The sequence below is a fragment of the Nocardiopsis changdeensis genome, assembly GCF_018316655.1.
Lineage (GTDB): Bacteria > Actinomycetota > Actinomycetes > Streptosporangiales > Streptosporangiaceae > Nocardiopsis > Nocardiopsis changdeensis.
The window spans coordinates 1,739,217-1,756,856 of the sequence record NZ_CP074133.1 but is presented as its reverse complement, the minus strand read 5'-3'; the positions used below and the strand labels follow the sequence as shown (position 1 = coordinate 1,756,856).

The window sequence follows — 17,640 nt, the reverse complement described above, 5'->3', positions numbered from 1 at the left end:
GGCCACCGCGGACGACAGAAGGGCTGGACATGTCCGAGGGAACGGTCACCTCCGCCGACGGCACCGCCATCGCGTACAGCGCGTGGGGCGAGGGCGATCCGATCGTCATCATCGACGGGGCGACCGCGCACCGTGCTACGACCCCGGAGAACGCGGCGATCGCGGAACTGCTCGCCGACGGCTTCCGAGTGGTCAACCACGACCGGCGCGGCCGGGGCGCCAGCGGCGACACCGCGCCGTACGCGGTGGAGCGCGAGTTCGAGGACCTTGCGGCGGTGATCGACCGGGAGGGCGGCGGGCGGCCCGTGACGGTGTTCGGCTGGTCCTCGGGCGGGCACCTGGCGCTCAACGCGGCGCAGGCGGGCGTGCCCGTCGCGCGGCTGGTGCTGTTCGAGCCGCCGGTCGTCGTCGACGGCTCCCGGCCGCCGCTGCCGGACGACTACGTCGAGCGGCTCGACGCGGCCGTGGCCGCCGGGCGGCCGGGGGACGCGGTGGAGCTGTTCATGACGGCGGCCGTGGGGATGCCGCCGGAGTTCCTCGGCGACGTGCGTGGGAGCGAGATGTGGCCGGGGCTGGAGGCGATCGCGCACACGATCGCCTACGACGGCCGCAACCTCGGCGACACCATGTCCGGCCGGCCGCTGCGCGCCGACCTGTGGGACGGGGTCGACGTCCCGGTGCTGGTCCTGCACGGCGACCGGACCTGGCCCTTCCTCGCCGCGGGCGCGCGGGCGGTCGCCGGTCACCTGCCGACCGCCACCCTCCAGGTGGTGCCGGGCGAGAACCACAGCGCCGCCCCGGAGGTGCTCGCGCCCGTGCTGCGGGCGTTCGCCGGGAAGGAGGGCTGACATGGGACGGGTCGTGGTGACCGAGTTCGTCTCGCTGGACGGCGTCGCGGAGGCACCGGGCGGCGAGGACTTCAGGTACCCGAACTGGAGCTTCGAGGTGGACCGCGGGGAGGGGGAGAAGTTCAAGGAGGACGAGGCGTTCGGGGCGCGGGCGCTGCTGCTGGGACGGCGGACCTACGAGGGGTTCGCGTCCGCCTGGCCCGAGTACGAGGGGGCGCTCGCGGACAAGTACAACGGGATGCCCAAGTACGTCGTCTCGAACACGCTCACCGAGCCGCGGTGGAACAACACGACGGTGCTCTCGGGGGACCTCGTATCGGCGGTGACGGCGCTGAAGGAGGAGGTGGACGGCGAGATCTCCGTCCCGGGCAGCCTCTCCCTGGTGCGGGGACTGGTCGGGCACGACCTCGTGGACGAGATCCGGCTCATGACGTTCCCCCTCCTCCTGGGGCACGGCCGCAGGCTGTTCGGCGAGACCGCCGACAAGTCGGCCTGGAGGCTCGCCGAGGCGACCGTCTACGGCGACGGCGTGCTGGTGACGGTCCACCGCCGCGCCCGCTGACCCGCGCGGGCGCGGCGGCCGGTCCTCACCCCCGCGCCGACCGGGTGAGGACCTCGGCCCCGTCCTCGGTGATGGCGACCGTGTGCTCGCTGTGCGCCGTCCGGCAGCCCGTCGCGCTCCGCAGCGTCCACCCGTCGGCGTCGGTGACGAGCCGGTCGGTGTCCTGCATGACCCACGGCTCCAGCGCCAGCATCAGACCGGGGCGCAGCTTGTACCCGGTGCCGCGCCGCCCGGTGTTGGGGACGTGCGGGTCCTGGTGCATGGTCGAGCCGATGCCGTGGCCGCCGAACTCGGTGTTGATCGGGTACCCGGCCTCCCGGAGGACCGAGCCGATGGCGTGGGAGATGTCGCCGATGCGGGCCCCGGGCCCGGCAGCGGCGATCCCCGCCTCCAGCGCGCGCTCGGTCGCGTCGATCAGCGCGACGCTCTCCGGGGGCCGCGACTCGCCCACGATGAAGCTGATGGCGGCGTCGGCGGCGACGCCGTCCACGGAGACGGCCAGGTCCAGGGACAGCAGGTCGCCGTCGGCGAGGGCGTAGTCGTGGGGCCGCCCGTGGAGCACGGCGTCGTTGACGCCCGTGCAGATGTAGTGGCCGAACGGCCCGCGCCCGAAGGAGGGCGCGTAGTCGACGTAGCAGGACTGCGCCCCGGCCTCGAGGATCATCTCCCGGGCCCACCTGTCGATGTCCAGGAGGTTGGTGCCGACCTCGCTGCGGCTCCGCAGCGTCCGCAGGATGTCCCCGACCAGGGCGCCGGTGACTCCGGCCCGGGCCAGCTCGGTGGGGTTGAGGATCTCGATCATGGGGCGCCCTTCCCGCGTCTCAAATAACTATACCGGCCATACTATACCGCTCCACGGGTTCGAGGGCCCTCGCGCCGCCGTCCTCAGGCCGATCCGCTCCGGCGTTCGTCCCGCCGCCTCACCAGCTCCTCGACCGCGCTGGGCAGGGTCGTCTCGAAGTCGATGAGCTTGGCCCAGGTGGGGGTGATGACGATCCGCACCATGCCGTCGTAGAGCGAGCGGACCTCGGCCTCCCACTCGACGCGCTGCTCGGGCGTCATCCCGTAGGTGCCGTTCATCCGGAGGTACTCCTCCGGGATGCCGTCGACCTCGTCCAGGTCGGCGCGCCCGCGGAGGAGCAGGATCCTGGGCGGGTGGACCTCGGTGTCGATGGTCAGGGCGACCGTGGGGTTCACCCGCAGCGAGCGCAGCTTCGGGGCGTTCTTCGTGGTGCACAGGACGATCTCCGAGCCGTTCCAGGTGAACGCGATCGGGATGCTGCGCGGTGTGCCGTCCGTGGCGACGTAGGCCAGGCGCGTGATGTCGCGGGCCAGCAGCTCCCGGCTGACGGGTCGGTCCAGGATCTCGGCGATCTCGTTCGGTCGCATGGCGGTCACCCCTTCGTCGGTGTCCCCACTCCTACCCCGGGGACGGAGCCCCCCGCCCCTTCCCGACACCCGAACCGCACACCACCGAGATCCCCCGACCCCCCACCCCAGAGGCCCTCGACCCACGCGGCCCCACCACAATGAGCCACCTCGAAGAAGACCCCGCGGGCGCAGCCCGCACACGACGCAAGACCGCCCACCACCGAGACCCACGATGCACCCGGCCCCCGCCACAATGGGCCACCTCGAAGAAGACCCCGCGGGCGCAGCCCGCGAACGATACAAGACCGCCCACCGCCGAGATCCACGATGCACCCGGCCCCCGCCACAGGGGGTCACCTCGGGGGGTTCGGGGGGTCTCCCCCCGGCAGGCACGACGAAGACGACCCCGCGAGCGCGTCCAACGCGCGAGCAGGGTCGTCTCAGAGTCGAGTGGAGCTATGGGGATTCGAACCCCAGACCTCCTCCATGCCATGGAGGCGCGCTACCAACTGCGCCATAGCCCCTTGTGGGAGTCGGACCTCGCACTGCCGTGCGCTGCCGACTCCCACACCATAGCGGAATCCGGTGCGAACGTCGAAACGGATTACGCGTCGTCGCTGAGCACGACGGGCTCGGGCAGGCTCGCCGCGTTGTGCTCCATGAGCCTCCAGTGCCCCCGGCGCTGCTGGAGCACCGACCAGCAGCAGTTGCTGAGCGGTCCGAGGATCTCGCGCTGCTCGTCGGGGATCCCCAGCATCCGGGAGATGCCCACGCGCAGCGCCGCCCCGTGGCTGACCACGACCAGCAGCCCCCCTTCGGGGGTCCGTGCCAGCGCCTTGCCCACCGCCGTGTGCATGCGGTCCCCGACCTCGGCGATCGGCTCGCCGTCGGGGATGTCCATGCGCGGGTGCCGGTCGGGCCAGCGCTCGGCCAGCTCCTTGCCGGTGAACCCCTCCCAGGATCCGCCGAACCGTTCGCGCAGGCCCTTGTCGAACTCGATGGGCAGTCCCGTCGCGCGGGCGAGGTAGCCCGCGGTGTCGGCGGCCCGTTTGAGGTCGGAGGCCACGATCAGGTCGGGTTCCAGGGTCGCGAGCAGCCGCCCCGCCCGGTCGGCCTGGGCGTGCCCCACCTTGTCGAGTTCGATGTCGGTCTGGCCCTGGAAGCGGTTCTCCATGTTCCAGGCGGTACGGCCGTGCCGCCAGAACAGCACGCGACGGGTGTCGGTCACCTTGGTGCGTCTCTCCACTCGGGGGTGTTCCGGGGGCCGGCTACTGCTCGTCGAGCGGGGTGCGCTCGGCGCCGCGGGCGTTCTCGGGCAGTTCGATGGTCGGGCAGTCCTTCCACAGCCGCTCCAGGCCGTAGTACCCGCGCTCCTCCTCGTGCTGGATGTGCACGACAATGTCGGCGTAGTCCAGCAGGACCCAGCGGCCGTCGCGCTCACCCTCGCGGCGGACGGGCTTGGCGCCCGCCTGGAGGCGCAGCCGGTCCTCGATCTCGTCGACGATCGCGCGGACCTGGCGGTCGTTGGGCGCCGAGCAGAGGACGAAGGCCTCGGTGATGACGAGCTGCTCGCTGACGTCGTAGGCGATGATCTCCTGGGCGAGCTTGTCGGAGGCGGCCTCGGCGGCGACCTTGACCATTTCCAGCGCCCTGTCGGTGGCTGTCACGTTGTGCTTGCTGCCTTTCAGCTTTCTCGGTAAAGCCCGGTCTTGTTGATGTAGCGGACGATGCCGTCCGGGACCAGGTACCAGATGGGCTCGCCCTTGCGGACGCGCTCGCGGCACTCGGTCGAGGAGATGGCCAGTGCGGGGACCTCCACCAGGGAGACCTTGCCCTCGGGCAGTCCCGAGTCGCTGAGCCGGTGACCGGGCCGGTTACAGCCTACGAAATGCGCGAGCTCGAAAAGTTCGTCCGCGTTGTGCCAGCCCAGGATGGCACCCAGGGCGTCGGCCCCGGTGATGAAGAACAGCTCCACTTCGGGGCCGTAGGCGGCCCGCAGTTCGCGCAGTGTGTCGATCGTGTAGGTGGGCCCCTCGCGGTCGATCTCGATGCGGTCGACCCGGAACTGCGGGTTCTCCGCCGTGGCGATGACCGTCATCAGGTAGCGGTCCTCGGGCGGGGTGACCTTCTCCGGGTCCTTCTGCCAGGGTCTGCCCGTGGGGACGAACACCACCTCGTCCAGTTCGAAGAGGTGGGCGACCTCACTGGCCGCGACGAGATGGCCGTGGTGGATGGGGTCGAAGGTGCCGCCCATGATACCGACGCGGGGGGGCCGTCCCCGCTGCCCGTTGTCCTCGTGCACCACTCGACTGCTCCGTTCCTCGGTCCGGCGTGCCGGAATCGGCCAACCGAGATTAGCCGACACCCCCGGGGGACCCCGCCCCCGTCCCCCGGTGCACAGGCACAACGACGGTGCGCCCCGCTTCCTTCCCGCGGGCGGGGGCGGGCCCCGTCCCTGAGGCGCCCCCGGGATCCCCCTGACCTTCCCCCGATGCCGCCGGCGGCCCCTCCCCCTCTCCGGTCACCCCCTTCACCGCCGCCACCTCGGGTTCCGCGCCGGTTCCCTCCGGGGTCCGCACCCCCGCCCGGGAAACGCGTCATATCTCGTTGCCCCGAAACCGTGGCCAAGCGCGACCCCGGCGCATAGCATGCCGGTATGCCCAACTCACCAGATCGCGTCCGTGTCCGGCTCTCCGACATCTCGCCCCGCGCCTACGAGCATCCCGCCGACCGCGGCGCCCTGGTCGCGTTGCGCTCCCTGCGCGGGTTCGACGAGGTCTTCAAACGCCTCTCCGGCCTGTTCAACGAGCGCGCCCTGCGCCTGATGTTCCTGTCCAGCGCGGTCCGCGTCGGCCCCACGCAGTTCCCGCACGTGTACGACTACGTGCGCGACGCCGCCTACGTCCTGGACATGGACGAGGTGCCCGAGCTCTACATCCAGATGAACCCCAAGCCCAACGCCATGGCGATCGGCAGCCACAAGCCGTTCATCGTCATGACCACGGGCCTGTTCGACCTCCTGGAGGCCGACGAGCAGCGGTTCGTCATCGGCCACGAGGTCGGCCACATCCTCAGCGGCCACGCCGTGTACCGCACCATGCTGCTGGCCCTGATCCGGCTGGCCACCCGGGTGGCGTGGGTGCCGCTGGGCTACATCGGCCTCCAGGCCATCGTGGCCGCGCTGGAGGAGTGGTACCGCAAGTCCGAGCTGTCCTGCGACCGCGCGGGCATCCTCGCCGCCCAGGACCCCGAGGCGGGCAAGCGCGCGCTGATGAAGCTGGCGGGCGGCTCGCGCCTGGCCGAGATGAACCCGGACTCGTTCCTGGAGCAGGCCCGCGAGTACGAGAGCGGCGGCGACGCCCGGGACGGCCTGCTCAAGCTGCTCAGCCTGGTCGGGCAGACCCACCCGTTCGCGGTGGTGCGCATGGCCGAGCTCAATCGCTGGGTGGAGGAGGGCTCCTACCAGCGCATCCTCAACGGCGACTACCCGCGCCGCTCCACCGACAAGGACGCCCGGGTCGGCGAGGAGGCGCGCAACGCCGCCAAGTCGTACAAGGAGTCGTGGGAGCGCACCGGCGACCCGCTGCTGGGCACCCTGCGCGACGTCGCGGGCAGCGCGGCCAGCGCGGGCGGGAAGATCTTCGACACGGTGGCCGACCGCTGGCGCAACGGGTCGGGCGGCCAGAACCGGAACTCCGACAACTAGGCCCCGCGGGGCGGATGGACGGGGGCGGCCCCACGGGCCGCCCCTTCGCCCTTTCCGGGCCCGGCCGGGTGCCCCGCCCGGTCAGACCCCCAGGTGGGAGCGGACCTCGCCCCAGGCGGCGTGCCCCGGGTCGATGACGGCGAAGTGGTCGGCCCCCGCAGGCTCCCGGTACTCCACCCGGTCTCCCGCCGCCCGGGCCGCCGCCGTGTAGTCGCGGCTGTGCTCGACCGGGACCCGCTGGTCCGCGTCGCCGTGCACCACCAGCTGCGGCCGTCCGAGCGGGACCCGGTGCAGCGGCGAGGACTCCGTGTACGCCCCCGCGCCGGGCCGCGGCCCCAGGAACGGTCCGACCGCCCCCTCGCCGAGCCCCGCCCGGGCGCAGCGCTCCAGGTCGGTGATGGGCGCCAGGGCGACCACCCCGGTGACCGGGGTGTCGGGGTCGAGGGCGTTGAGCAGGGCGAGGTGGCCGCCCGCGGAGTGGCCGACGGCCGTCACCCGGGCGCCGTCGTACCGCTCGGGCGCCGCGCGCAGGGCGCGGCCGATCCACCGCAGGGCCGCGTTCACGTCGTCGAGGGTCTGCGGCCAGCCGCCGCCGTCCTCCCCCGTACGCCGGTACTCGACGTTCCACACCGCCCACCCCGCCGCGGTGAGGTCGCGGGCGAGCGGGTCCATCAGGGAGGCGTCGTGCAGGTCGCGCCACCAGCCGCCGTGCAGCAGCACGGCCACCGGGGCGGGGCCCGTCCCCCCGTCCGAGGGGTCCCATCGGTGGGCGATCCCGCTGGGGTGGTCGCCGTAGCGTTCGGTGGTGGGCATGGGGTCTCCTCGCGACGCCGTCGTCGCCCGCACCGTAGCAGGCCGCGGACGGGGATCGGCGCCGCCGGCACTGTGCCGGCGGCGCCGATGCGCGTGGAGGGGTACCGCTGTCCTCGGTCCTAGAAGGCCGGGCCGGCGGCCATGGCCTCGTCGACGGTCTCGGCGCGGGCGGCCTCGACCTCCTCGACCAGGCCCTCCTGGTGCGCCTCGAACTCCTCCGTCACGGCGGTGCTGAAGGAGCGCAGCGCCACCTCCTGGGTGAGGATGTCGCCGCGCACGCGGTTGTTGTCGCCGACCTGGGCGGTCGGGGTGTTGCCCGACGCGGCCAGGTCGCCGCCGATGATGTTGTTGTCGATGTAGGCGCCACCGGAGATGCCGGTGACGGTCAGCGTGCCGTCGATGTAGTTGACCGACGAGCAGAAGCCCTCCTGCTCGCCCGCCCCGACGGCCACCGGGCCGGCGCCGTCGGTGTAGGACGCCGCGCCGAGGACCTCGCTGTCGCAGAGGATGCCGCCGCCGGTGGAGCCGCTGACGGTCAGGGCGCCGCGCACGACGGAGTCGTAGATGTCGACGTACTCGACGCCGGTGCCCTTGACGGCACCGCCGACCCGGGAGCCCTCGACGTAGACGGCGCCGGTCTCGGCGTTGATGCTCTTGACGGAGGAGTCGACGACGAACGCGAAGCCGTCGTTGGCCGCGCCCTCGACCGGAACGGTGCGCAGCGCGTCACCGGCGGTGCTGTCCTCCAGGTAGCTGCCGTACGAGCCGCGGTTGACGACGCGGCCGTCGACGGTGGTCTCGGAGGCGTCGAAGTAGCCGTCCTGCTGGACGATCACCTGGCCCTGGATCTCACCGCCCAGGATGTGCAGGTTCGCGCCCTTGCGGACGGTGACGTCGCCCTGGATGACGGTGCCGTCCAGGAAGCAGCTCTTGCCGGCGGGGACCGCGAGGTCCGTGGGCAGCGTGATGGCGCCGCCGTGGCCCGAGCAGAGCGTGACCAGGTCCGCCTGAGCGGGAGCGGCCATGAGCGTGACACCGCCGACGGCCAGGGCTGCCGTGGCCGCGGCCGCGACCGAGCTCCGGATCTTCATGCGGGGGGATTCCTTTCGTCGTGACCGTGGGGGTGACGCTCCCGGGGTGCTTCGAGCGGGGTAAGAGCGTCGTAAGACACCCCAGTGAAATTACCGACCTCTCGTCGCTTTGGGAATACTCGCTGAGAGAAGATTCGCTTCTGTCCAGGTTTCCTCTGGGAAAACGTTCCAGGTGACAACGGAGGCCGGGCACCGTCGGCGACCGGCCCCGGCGGACCGGTCCGGATACGCCGCGGGCCGCCCCCGGACGCTGTCCGAGGGCGGCCCGCACGGGCGGCGGCGGCTCACTTCACATGGCCGTCACCGGTCACGACGTACTTGGTCGAGGTCATCTCGGTCAGGCCCATCGGGCCGCGGGCGTGCAGTTTCTGCGTGGAGATGCCGATTTCCGCGCCGAAACCGAATTCGCCGCCGTCGGTGAACCGGGTGGAGGCGTTGACCATGACCGCGGCCGCGTCCACCCGGGACACGAAGTACCGGGAGGTCTTCAGGGAGTCGGTGACGATGGCCTCGGTGTGCTTGGTGGAGTAGCGGCGGATGTGCGCCAGCGCCTCGTCCACGGTGGGCACGACCCGGACCGCCAGGTCCAGGGACAGGTACTCCGTGGCCCAGTCCTCCTCGGTGGCCTCGACGACCTCGGCGGGCGACCCGTGGGCCGCGGCGACCTCGCGCACCCGGGCGTCGCCGTGCACGGTCACCCCTTCCTCCGCGAGCCCGGCCAGCACCCGCGGCAGGAACTCCTCGGCGACGGCCTCGTGCACCAGCAGGGTCTCGGCGGAGTTGCACACCGAGCAGCGCTGGGCCTTGGCGTTGACGGTGATGGCCACCGCCTTGTCGAGGTCGGCCTCGGCGTCCACGTACACGTGGCACAGGCCCTCCCCGGTCTCGATGACCGGGACGGTGGAGTCGCGGACCACGGCCTGGATGAGGGAGCCGCCGCCGCGCGGGATGAGGACGTCGACCAGGCCGCGGGCGCGCATCAGCGCCAGGGAGGACTCCCGGGTGCGGCCGGGCACCTGCTGCACGGCGTCGACGGGGACCCCGGTGCCGGCCAGGGCGTCGCGGATGACGCCGACGATGGCGGTGTTGGAGTCGTAGGCCGAGGAGGAGCCGCGCAGCAGGGCGGCGTTGCCGCTCTTGAGGCACAGGGCGGCGGCGTCCACGGTGACGTTGGGGCGGCCCTCGTAGATGATGCCGACCACGCCCAGCGGAACACGGATCTGGCGCAGGTCCAGGCCGTTGGGGAGCACCCCGCCGCGCACGGACTCGCCCACCGGGTCGGGCAGCTCGACGATCTCCCGGACGGCGTCGGCGATCGCCTCGATGCGCTGCGGGTTCAGCGTGAGGCGGTCGATCATGGCCTCGGAGGTGCCGTCCTCACGGGCCCGCGCCACGTCCTGGGCGTTGGCGGCCGTGATCTCGTCGGCCCGCTTGACCAGGGCGTCGGCGATCGCCTCCAGGGCCGCGTCCTTGACCGCCCGGCTGAGCGGGGCGAGGTCGGCCGCCGCGTCCCCCGCACGTTCGGCTACCGCGCGGACCTCGCGCTCGATGTCACTCATGGCGTTACTCTCTCGGGATCGGGGAGGGCCCCGCACGCCCGGGTCCTGCCGCGTCGAAGGACCGGGCCGGGGTGATGCTCCAGCCTATCCATCCGGCCCCCGCACCGCCCGGGGAATTCCACAGGGTGGGACGGCGCCCGGTCCGGTCCCGGGGCCGGACCGGGCGCGCGGGTTCAGGTCCAGCCGTAGCGGCTGCGCAGGACGTCGGCGACCAGCCAGAAGACCTTCTCCTCCAGGATGGCGGCCTCGCGGCGGATGTCGTCCTCGTCGAACTCGAACAGGCGGTCCACCCGCAGGAAGGAGTCGCGGCCCTCGCGGTCCCAGGGGCCCGAGCCGATGGGCAGCCAGTCCTGGCGCTCCCACTGCTCGGGGCGCTGGGAGGACAGCATCAGCCCGTGCAGGCGGCGGCCCCGGCGGCCCACCACCAGCAGCGGCCGGTCCTTGCCCCGCGAGGGGTCCTCCTCGAAGGGGACCCAGGTCCACACGATCTCGCCCGCGTCGGCCAGACCGTCCCGTTCGGGGGCGTAGACGAGCCTGGTGGCGCTCTCCGAGGTGGGGATCTCCCGTACCTCGCCGCGGTGGGGGTGGTCGTCGCTGCGGTGCATCGTCCGTTCGCTCATCCCCGCATGATAGGGGCCCGGGCCGGGCTCGGGCGCCCGTGCGCGGGACCGGCCCGGGGCCGCCGAACGGCGTTCACTAGGATCGTGGGCACGGCGCCCCGCCGCGAGCCGGGCGCCCGCTGACGGACCCGGCCCGGCGCACCGGGTTCCCGTCGTTCGACAGCGGACCGATGGAACACGGAGCCGGATATGACCACCTCCCCCACCCCCCGCACCGTGCTGGTGACCGGCGGCGCCTCCGGACTGGGCGCCGCCCTGGTCGCGGAGTTCCACGCCCGGGGCGACCGCGTCCTGGCGACCGACCTGGCGGAAGGGGCCCCCGCGGGCCTGCCCGCCGGAGCCGACTACCTGCGCCTGGACGTCACCTCCGACGACGACTGGGCCGGCGCCCTGGCCTGGGTCGAAGAGCACTGGGGCGGCCTGGACGTCCTGGTCAACAACGCCGGGGTCGCCGCGGGGGGCCGCATCGACGTCCTGGGCATGGACGACTGGCGCTGGATCACCGAGATCAACCTGTTCGGCGTGGTGCGGGGCTGCCGCACCTTCACCCCGCTGTTCAAGCGCCGGGGGTCGGGCCACATCGTCAACACCGCCTCGGCCGCCGGGCTCGTCCACCCGCCCGCGATGAGCTCCTACAACGCCACCAAGGCGGCCGTGGTCGCGCTCAGCGAGACCCTGCTCCACGAGCTCCACCCGTTCGGGGTGCGGGTATCGGTGGTGTGCCCCTCGTTCTTCCGCACCAACCTGGCCGCGTCGCTGCGCGGCAGCGACCCCGAGGTGGAGCGCAGCGCGGTCGCGCTCATCAACGGGTCGCACCTGGGCGCCCAGGACATCGCCGCCCGCGTGGTGCGGGCCGTGGACCGGGGCACCCACCTGATCCTCCCCGACGCGCAGGCCAGGGGCGCGTTCTGGGCCAAGCGGCTGGCCCGCCCCCTGTACGACCGGGCCATGCGGGCGGTGGCCGGGCAGATGCTCAAGCGCGTCGGCGGTTCCACCCCGAAGGAGCGGGTGTGAGCAGGGGGACCGTCGTCATCACCGGGGCCAGCTCGGGGCTGGGGGCCGAGATGGCCCGCCAGTTCGCCGCGCTCGGCTACGACCTGGGCCTGTGCGCCCGGCGTACGGACCGGCTGGAGGGGCTGCGCGAGGAGATCGCCGCCGCCCACCCCGGCCGGCGCGTGGTGCTCAGGGCCCTGGACGTCACCGACGACGGGGCCGTCTTCCGGGTCTTCGGCGAGTTCGCCGCGGAGCTGGGCTCCGTGGACCGGGTGATCGTCAACGCCGGGCTGGGCAAGGGCGCGGCACTGGGCACCGGCCGGTTCGACGCCAACCGGCAGACCGCCATGACGAACTTCGTGGGCGCGCTGGCCCAGGTGGAGGCGGCCCTGGAGATCTTCCGGGAGCAGGGCCGCGGCCACCTGGTGGTGATCTCGTCCATGTCGGCGCTGCGCGGCATGCGCCGGTCCATGACCGTCTACGCCGCCACCAAGGCGGGCGTGTCCGCCCTCGCCGAGGGGGTGCGGGCCGAGGGCGTCCCGGGCGTGGACGTGTCGGTCGTCCACCCCGGCTACATCCGCTCCGAGATGAACGAGCGGGTCGAGCAGAGGACCCGGTTCATGGTCGACACCCGGACCGGGGTGCGCGCCATGGTCGCCGCCATCGAGAAGCGCAGGGCCAAGGCGTACGTCCCCGCCTGGCCGTGGGCGCCGATCGGGTTCCTGATGAAGCGGCTGCCGCTGTCGGTGGTGCGGCGCCTGACCTGACCCCGCGCCCGCTGCGCCCGGCCCGGCGCCGGGCGCCGCGGGCGCTCACAGGTCCCGGACGGTCCGCAGGATCTCAGCCCGCGCCGGGCCGCCCTCGGGGACGGGGACCAGCGGGTAGACGTGGAAGGCGTCCTCCTCCTCGCTGAGCCGGACCGTGCCCCCGACCTCGGCCACCAGGTCCCGCAGCCGACGGGTGTCCGGCAGCAGCACGTCGCGCGTGCCGATGTAGAGGTCCATGGGCGGCAGGGTCGCCAGCTCCCCGTACACCGGGCTCAGCCGGGGCAGGGACAGGTCGTCGCCGCCCGACCAGGACTTCGCCGCCTCCAGCATCCCTACCGGGCTCAGCCAGGGGTCGCGCTCGTCCACCTCGGCGATCTCGGGGTTGGACATCGTCAGGTCGGCCCACGGGGAGATCAGGATCAGCCGCGCCGGTTCGGGCAGCCCCGCGCCGGTCAGGGTCTGGGCCAGGGCCAGCGCGAGCCCCCCGCCCGCGGAGTCGCCCGCGAACGCGGTCCGCTCCGGTGCCACGTCCGCCGTCAGCTCCCGGTAGACCTCCGTCAGGAACGGGAAGGCCTCCCGGTAGGTGTGCTCGGGGGCCAGTCCGTACAGCGGCACCTCCACCCGGCAGCCCGTGTCGGCCATCCGGGAGACTAGCACCCAGTGCCACGCGGAGATCTCGGTGACGTAGGTCCCGCCGTGCACGTACAGCACGGCCTTCACCGGGTTCTCGGTGTCCTTGGGCAGGACGGTGTAGACGGGGAAGCCGGCGACCGTCCGCAGGCCGATCCAGTGCCGCTGGGAGACCCAGTGCGGCGGCGCGGGGTCGTCCTTGGGCTCGTACAGCCACTCCCGGGCGCTCTCCACCGAGCCCATCGGGCGCTTGCGCGCCACACGCAGCGCCAATGACAGCAGCCGCGCCATCAGACTCTGCATGGGGAACTCCTTCTCCGAACGTGCACGAACCCGACTTTTCCATACCCCCGTCACCGGGCGGGGGAGGCGCGGGCCCGGAATCCGGGTCAGTCGAGTTCCCCCATGTGGATCACGCAGGCCCACCGGTCGGTGAGCAGGAGGTGGTCGACCCAGGCGAAGTCGTACGCGCAGCAGTCGCCCACCCTGCCGGTCGCGGTGAAGGAGCGGCGCACCTCCCCCAGCTCGGCCTCCACCTCGTCCGCGACGTCGGACAGGATCCCGGCCACCTCGGCCATGATCGCGGCGTGGCCGGGGACGGGGTGCTCCTGCGAGTCCCGCGCCCGGCCGGTCGCGTTGCGCACCAGGCTCCTGCGCCACCACCCCCGGTCCGGGACCAGCGTGCGGATCTCCACCCGGGCCTTGGGCCACATCGCCCGGTACACCCGGAGCAGGGCCGCCTCGGGGTCCGCCCCCTCGTGGTAGGGGACCACCCCAGTGCAGGACAGCTCCAGCGAGGTCAGCAGGCCGGTGCGGGTCCACACCGGCTCGAGCCGTTCGTGGGCGTGGTCGGCGACGGCCCCCGCCAGACGGCGCCAGCGGTCCCGGGCCTCCTGCGCGCGTTCGCTCATGCCGGTGTGACGGCGCCGCCGCCCGCGCGGTTCCGCGGGCGGCGGTGTCACGGGGCGGGCGTCACGCGGCCGCTGTCACAGGACGACGAGGTCGTCGCGGTGGACCAGCTCGCGCTCGTAGGAGGGGCCCAGCTCCCGGGCCAGCCACCGGGTGGAGCGGCCCATCAGGTCGGGCACCTCGGCGGAGTCGTAGTTGACCAGGCCGCGGGCCACCACGGCGCCCTGCTCGTCGCGCAGGTCCACCGGGTCCCCGGCGCTGAACTCCCCGAGCACGTCCACCACCCCGGCGGGCAGCAGCGATGCCTTGTCCCGGACCACCGCGGCCACCGCGCCCGGGTCCAGGACCAGGCTGCCGCGCCCGGCGGTGGCGTGGGCCAGCCAGAGCTGGCGGACCGAGGGGCGCCGTCCCGAGGCGGCGGCGAAGAGCGTGCCGACCCCCTCCCCCGCCAGCGCCGCGCGGGCGTTGGCCGCGGAGGTCAGCAGTGTGTTCACACCCGCCTCGGTGGCGATGCGCGCCGAGGCCACCTTGGTGACCATGCCCCCGGTGCCCACACCGCGCTTGCCCGAGGAGCCGATGTCGATGCCCTCCAGGTCGTCCGGCCCGGAGACCAGGCCCACCACCCGGGAGCCCGGCTCGGCCGGGTTCCCGTCGTAGAGGGCGTCCACGTCCGACAGCAGGACCAGGGCGTCGGCCTTCATCAGGTGTGCGACCAGGGCGGCCAGCCGGTCGTTGTCGCCGAACCGCAGCTCGTGGGTGGCCACGGTGTCGTTCTCGTTGACGATGGGCAGGGCGCCGATGTCCAGCAGGCGGCGCAGCGTGCGCTGGGCGTTGCGGTGCTGCACCCGCCGCATCAGGTCCTCGACGGTGAGCAGGATCTGGGCGGTGTTGATGCCGTGGCCCGCCAGTTCCGCGGTGTAGGCGGCCAGCAGCAGCCCCTGTCCGACACTGGCGGCGGCCTGTTGGGAGGCCAGGTCGCGGGGGCGCGTGCGCATGCCCAGCGGGGTCATGCCGGCGGCCACCGCGCCGGAGGAGACCAGGATGACCTCCTGGCCCAGGGCGCGGCGGGACGCCAGCACCTCGACCAGGTCCCGGATGCGGCCGGAGTCGATCCGGCCGTCGGGGGTCGTCAGCGACGACGACCCCACCTTGACGACGACCCGGCGGGCGGCGGCCACGGCCGCGCGCCCGCGGGCCTCTTCCCGGGAGCCGGTCTGTTCCAGTTGTTCTGCGCTGTGCACCGTATGGGGGCTTTCCATCCGAGGGCGCGGTCCGGGCGGCGGAGCCGCGCCCGTCTCGCCTGTGCGGCCGGGCCGATGCTTCCCCGCGCGGTTCAGCCCAGCCGGGCGTCGGTCCCGCGCGGGCCGGACGGGACGGCCTCGGCGTCCAGGGACGGGTCCCAGTCGAAGACCACGGAGTCCTCGTCGGTGCCGATGTGGACCTCGGCGCCCTCGGTGGCCCCGGCCTTGGCCAGCTCCTCCTCGATGCCCAGGCGGTTGAGGCGCTCGGCGAGGTAGCCGACGGCCTCGTCGTTGGAGAAGTCGGTCTGCCGCACCCAGCGGGCGGGCTTCTCGCCGCGGACCTGGAAGGCGTTGTCCCCCAGCGGGACGACCTCGAAGGGCACGTCGCCGATCATCTTGGGCCGGATGACGATGCGGGTGGGCTCGGCGGCGGGAGCGGCCTCACGGGCCGCGGAGACCTGCTCGGCCAGGGCGAAGGACAGCTCGCGCAGGCCCTCGCGGGAGGCCGCGGAGACCTCCAGCACCCGGTAGCCGCGCTCGGTGAGCATGGGCGCGACGAGCTCGGCGAGTTCGCGGGCCTCGGGCACGTCGACCTTGTTCAGGACGACGATGCGCGGGCGGTCGGACAGGTCGACGCCGGTGGCCTCGCCGTAGGCGGTCAGCTCCGCCTCCAGGGCCTCCAGGTCGCTGACCGGGTCGCGGCCCGGCTCGTAGGTGGCGCAGTCCAGGACGTGCAGGAGGGTGGAGCAGCGCTCGATGTGGCGCAGGAACTCCAGGCCCAGGCCCTTGCCGTCGCTGGCGCCGGGGATGAGGCCGGGAACGTCGGCGATGACGTACTGGGTGGTGCCCGCCTCGACCACGCCGAGGTTGGGGATCAGGGTGGTGAACGGGTAGTCGGCGATCTTGGGCCGGGCGGCCGACATGGCGGCGATGAGCGAGGACTTCCCGGCGCTGGGGAAGCCGACCAGGCCGACGTCGGCGATGGTCTTCATCTCCAGGCGCACGTCGAACGCCTCGCCCTCCTCGCCCTTGAGGGCGAAGCCGGGGGCCTTGCGCTTCTTGGAGGCCAGCGCGGCGTTGCCCAGGCCGCCGCTGCCGCCCTGGGCCAGCACCAGGCGAGTGCCGTGGCCGACCAGGTCGGCGACGACCTCGCCGTCCATGCGGGTGACCACGGTGCCGTCGGGGACGTACAGGACCAGGTCGTCGCCGTTGGCGCCGCTGCGGTGGCCGCCCATGCCGGGGGTGCCGTTCTGGGCGTTGCGGTGCGGGCGGCGCTGGTAGTCCAGCAGGGTGGCGGTCTGGGAGTCGACCTCCAGGACGACGTCGCCGCCCCGGCCGCCGTTGCCGCCGTCCGGTCCGCCCAGCGGCTTGAACTTCTCGCGGTGGACGGAGGCGCAGCCGTGCCCGCCGTTCCCGGCCTTGACGTGCAAGACCGCCTCGTCGACGAAGTCGGGCATGGTTCTCCTCGGTTCACTGCTCCGGCCGCGGGGCGGCCCGATGGGAAATGTGTGCGTCACCTGGTGACAACACCAGAGGCGGGCCAGTGTTCCCTGGCCCGCCCCTGTGCACAACGAACGTTCGCGCGCGACCTACTCGGCGGCGGCGGGAACGATGTTCACGGCCTTGCGGCCGCGGAAGTTGGCGAACTTGACCTCGCCGGCGACCAGCGCGAACAGCGTGTCGTCACCGCCGCGGCCCACGTTGGCGCCGGGGTGGAACTTGGTGCCGCGCTGGCGGATGAGGATCTCGCCGGCCTGGACGGCCTGGCCGCCGAAGCGCTTGACACCGAGGCGCTTGGCGTTCGAGTCGCGGCCGTTACGGCTGGACGATGCGCCCTTCTTGTGTGCCATCTCTCAGATCCTCCTACTTCGCCGAGATGCCGGTGACGCGGACCTGGGTGTGCTTCTGGCGGTGACCCTGGCGCTTCTTGTAACCGGTCTTGTTCTTGTACTTCAGGATGTTGATCTTGGGGCCCTTGGTCTCGCCGAGAACCTCGGCGGTGACCGTGTAGCCGCTCAGCTTGTCCGTGTCGCTGACGACGTTGCCGTCCTCCACGACGAGGATGGGCTGCCACGTGATGGTGGCGCCGGCCTCGGCGGAGACCTTGTCGATGTTCAGGACGTCATCGACGGACACCTTCTCCTGACGGCCGCCCGCCCGCACGATCGCGTACACCGCGTAACTCTCTTCCTGCTCGCTCAACGAATAATGCTCGGGACCAATCCCCGAGACATGTGTTCGGGGTCCGGGTCCGGCCGGGTGCCCTGACGGGCGGGCCGGGAGGACCGCCCCGTGTGGGAACCCGGGGAGTCCTCGTTCCACGATCCACTGTTGCCTGTAGCGGGGCGCGGGGATCTGAGGGAAACAAACCCTGCGTGGAGAGCACTTGGTGTCGGGGCGCGCGATCACGAGGAGCGCGCCGACGCACCGTCCATCAGGTTACCATCGCCCCGCCACGGGCCTGCACACGTGCCGCGGTCCGGGCCGGGGGCGAACCCCGGCCCGGACCGGGCCCACGTCCCGGCCGGGC

20 protein-coding genes and 1 tRNA gene are annotated in these 17,640 nt (G+C 72.8%); 5 read left to right on the top strand and 16 right to left on the bottom strand.

Annotated features, from left to right (window positions below; translation table 11 throughout):
* Nucleotides 1–29 precede the first annotated feature (29 nt).
* Both KGD84_RS08135 and KGD84_RS08130 read left to right on the top strand, forming a co-directional pair.
* Nucleotides 30–848, top strand: a complete 819-nt coding sequence (locus KGD84_RS08135) for an alpha/beta fold hydrolase (protein ID WP_220559653.1) — start codon at nt 30–32, stop codon at nt 846–848.
* Nucleotide 849: 1 nt separating this feature from the next.
* Nucleotides 850–1,410 carry a dihydrofolate reductase family protein gene (locus tag KGD84_RS08130; protein WP_220559652.1) on the top strand — a complete coding sequence of 187 codons (561 nt, stop codon included), beginning with the start codon at nt 850–852 and terminating at the stop codon, nt 1,408–1,410.
* Nucleotides 1,411–1,435: 25 nt separating this feature from the next.
* Here KGD84_RS08130 and map read toward each other — a convergent pair whose 3' ends face one another.
* The 6 genes from map to nadD all read right to left on the bottom strand — a co-directional run bounded on the left by map (nt 1,436) and on the right by nadD (nt 5,086).
* Nucleotides 1,436–2,212: a type I methionyl aminopeptidase gene (map, locus tag KGD84_RS08125; protein WP_220559651.1), complete on the bottom strand. Its 777-nt coding sequence runs from the start codon at nt 2,210–2,212 to the stop codon at nt 1,436–1,438.
* Nucleotides 2,213–2,295: 83 nt separating this feature from the next.
* Nucleotides 2,296–2,799 (bottom strand): pyridoxamine 5'-phosphate oxidase family protein, encoded by a 504-nt coding sequence (locus tag KGD84_RS08120; protein WP_220559650.1) that lies wholly within the window; start codon nt 2,797–2,799, stop codon nt 2,296–2,298.
* Between the two features lie 433 nt (nt 2,800–3,232).
* Nucleotides 3,233–3,305 (bottom strand) — tRNA-Ala (locus tag KGD84_RS08115).
* Between the two features lie 80 nt (nt 3,306–3,385).
* A complete protein-coding gene (locus KGD84_RS08110; RefSeq protein ID WP_220565609.1) occupies nt 3,386–4,009 on the bottom strand; it encodes a histidine phosphatase family protein in 624 nt (207 codons plus the stop codon).
* A 40-nt stretch (nt 4,010–4,049) separates the two neighbouring features.
* The gene (rsfS, locus tag KGD84_RS08105; RefSeq protein ID WP_220559649.1) at nt 4,050–4,448 is read right to left on the bottom strand and encodes a ribosome silencing factor; all 399 of its coding nucleotides are present in this window, start codon (nt 4,446–4,448) and stop codon (nt 4,050–4,052) included.
* Nucleotides 4,449–4,465: 17 nt separating this feature from the next.
* Complete coding sequence (nadD, locus tag KGD84_RS08100) at nt 4,466–5,086, bottom strand: nicotinate-nucleotide adenylyltransferase (protein WP_255646395.1); 621 nt, start codon at nt 5,084–5,086, stop codon at nt 4,466–4,468.
* Between the two features lie 351 nt (nt 5,087–5,437).
* Here nadD and KGD84_RS08095 point away from each other — a divergent pair, with 351 nt between their 5' ends.
* The gene (locus KGD84_RS08095; RefSeq protein ID WP_220559646.1) at nt 5,438–6,487 is read left to right on the top strand and encodes a M48 family metallopeptidase; all 1,050 of its coding nucleotides are present in this window, start codon (nt 5,438–5,440) and stop codon (nt 6,485–6,487) included.
* An 81-nt stretch (nt 6,488–6,568) separates the two neighbouring features.
* Here the strand turns inward: KGD84_RS08095 and KGD84_RS08090 are convergent, their stop codons facing one another.
* From KGD84_RS08090 to KGD84_RS08075, 4 genes are all read right to left on the bottom strand, one after another.
* Nucleotides 6,569–7,300, bottom strand: coding sequence for an alpha/beta hydrolase family protein (locus KGD84_RS08090; protein ID WP_220559645.1), 732 nt, complete (start codon nt 7,298–7,300; stop codon nt 6,569–6,571).
* Nucleotides 7,301–7,419: 119 nt separating this feature from the next.
* Nucleotides 7,420–8,391: a metal-sensitive transcriptional regulator gene (locus KGD84_RS08085; protein WP_220559644.1), complete on the bottom strand. Its 972-nt coding sequence runs from the start codon at nt 8,389–8,391 to the stop codon at nt 7,420–7,422.
* A 284-nt stretch (nt 8,392–8,675) separates the two neighbouring features.
* Complete coding sequence (locus KGD84_RS08080) at nt 8,676–9,950, bottom strand: glutamate-5-semialdehyde dehydrogenase (RefSeq protein WP_220559643.1); 1,275 nt, start codon at nt 9,948–9,950, stop codon at nt 8,676–8,678.
* 173 nt (nt 9,951–10,123) lie between these two features.
* Nucleotides 10,124–10,570 (bottom strand): type II toxin-antitoxin system PemK/MazF family toxin, encoded by a 447-nt coding sequence (locus KGD84_RS08075; protein ID WP_220559642.1) that lies wholly within the window; start codon nt 10,568–10,570, stop codon nt 10,124–10,126.
* A 189-nt stretch (nt 10,571–10,759) separates the two neighbouring features.
* Here KGD84_RS08075 and KGD84_RS08070 point away from each other — a divergent pair, with 189 nt between their 5' ends.
* On the top strand, nt 10,760–11,584 hold the full coding sequence (locus tag KGD84_RS08070; RefSeq protein WP_220559641.1) for an SDR family NAD(P)-dependent oxidoreductase: 825 nt from the start codon (nt 10,760–10,762) through the stop codon (nt 11,582–11,584).
* Complete coding sequence (locus KGD84_RS08065; RefSeq protein ID WP_220559640.1) at nt 11,581–12,330, top strand: SDR family oxidoreductase; 750 nt, start codon at nt 11,581–11,583, stop codon at nt 12,328–12,330. Before KGD84_RS08070 ends, KGD84_RS08065 begins: the two co-directional genes overlap by 4 nt.
* A gap of 45 nt (nt 12,331–12,375) precedes the next feature.
* Here KGD84_RS08065 and KGD84_RS08060 read toward each other — a convergent pair whose 3' ends face one another.
* The 6 genes from KGD84_RS08060 to rplU all read right to left on the bottom strand — a co-directional run bounded on the left by KGD84_RS08060 (nt 12,376) and on the right by rplU (nt 17,285).
* A complete protein-coding gene (locus KGD84_RS08060) occupies nt 12,376–13,263 on the bottom strand; it encodes an alpha/beta hydrolase fold domain-containing protein (RefSeq protein ID WP_220559639.1) in 888 nt (295 codons plus the stop codon).
* A gap of 86 nt (nt 13,264–13,349) precedes the next feature.
* Nucleotides 13,350–13,871, bottom strand: a complete 522-nt coding sequence (locus KGD84_RS08055) for a hypothetical protein (RefSeq protein WP_220559638.1) — start codon at nt 13,869–13,871, stop codon at nt 13,350–13,352.
* A gap of 75 nt (nt 13,872–13,946) precedes the next feature.
* Nucleotides 13,947–15,110, bottom strand: coding sequence for a glutamate 5-kinase (proB, locus tag KGD84_RS08050; protein ID WP_220559637.1), 1,164 nt, complete (start codon nt 15,108–15,110; stop codon nt 13,947–13,949).
* Nucleotides 15,111–15,202: 92 nt separating this feature from the next.
* The gene (gene obgE / locus KGD84_RS08045) at nt 15,203–16,567 is read right to left on the bottom strand and encodes a GTPase ObgE (protein WP_220559636.1); all 1,365 of its coding nucleotides are present in this window, start codon (nt 16,565–16,567) and stop codon (nt 15,203–15,205) included.
* A gap of 132 nt (nt 16,568–16,699) precedes the next feature.
* Nucleotides 16,700–16,960 (bottom strand): 50S ribosomal protein L27, encoded by a 261-nt coding sequence (gene rpmA, locus KGD84_RS08040; protein WP_073380480.1) that lies wholly within the window; start codon nt 16,958–16,960, stop codon nt 16,700–16,702.
* Between the two features lie 13 nt (nt 16,961–16,973).
* On the bottom strand, nt 16,974–17,285 hold the full coding sequence (rplU, locus tag KGD84_RS08035; protein WP_220565608.1) for a 50S ribosomal protein L21: 312 nt from the start codon (nt 17,283–17,285) through the stop codon (nt 16,974–16,976).
* Between the last annotated feature and the right edge of the window lie 355 nt (nt 17,286–17,640).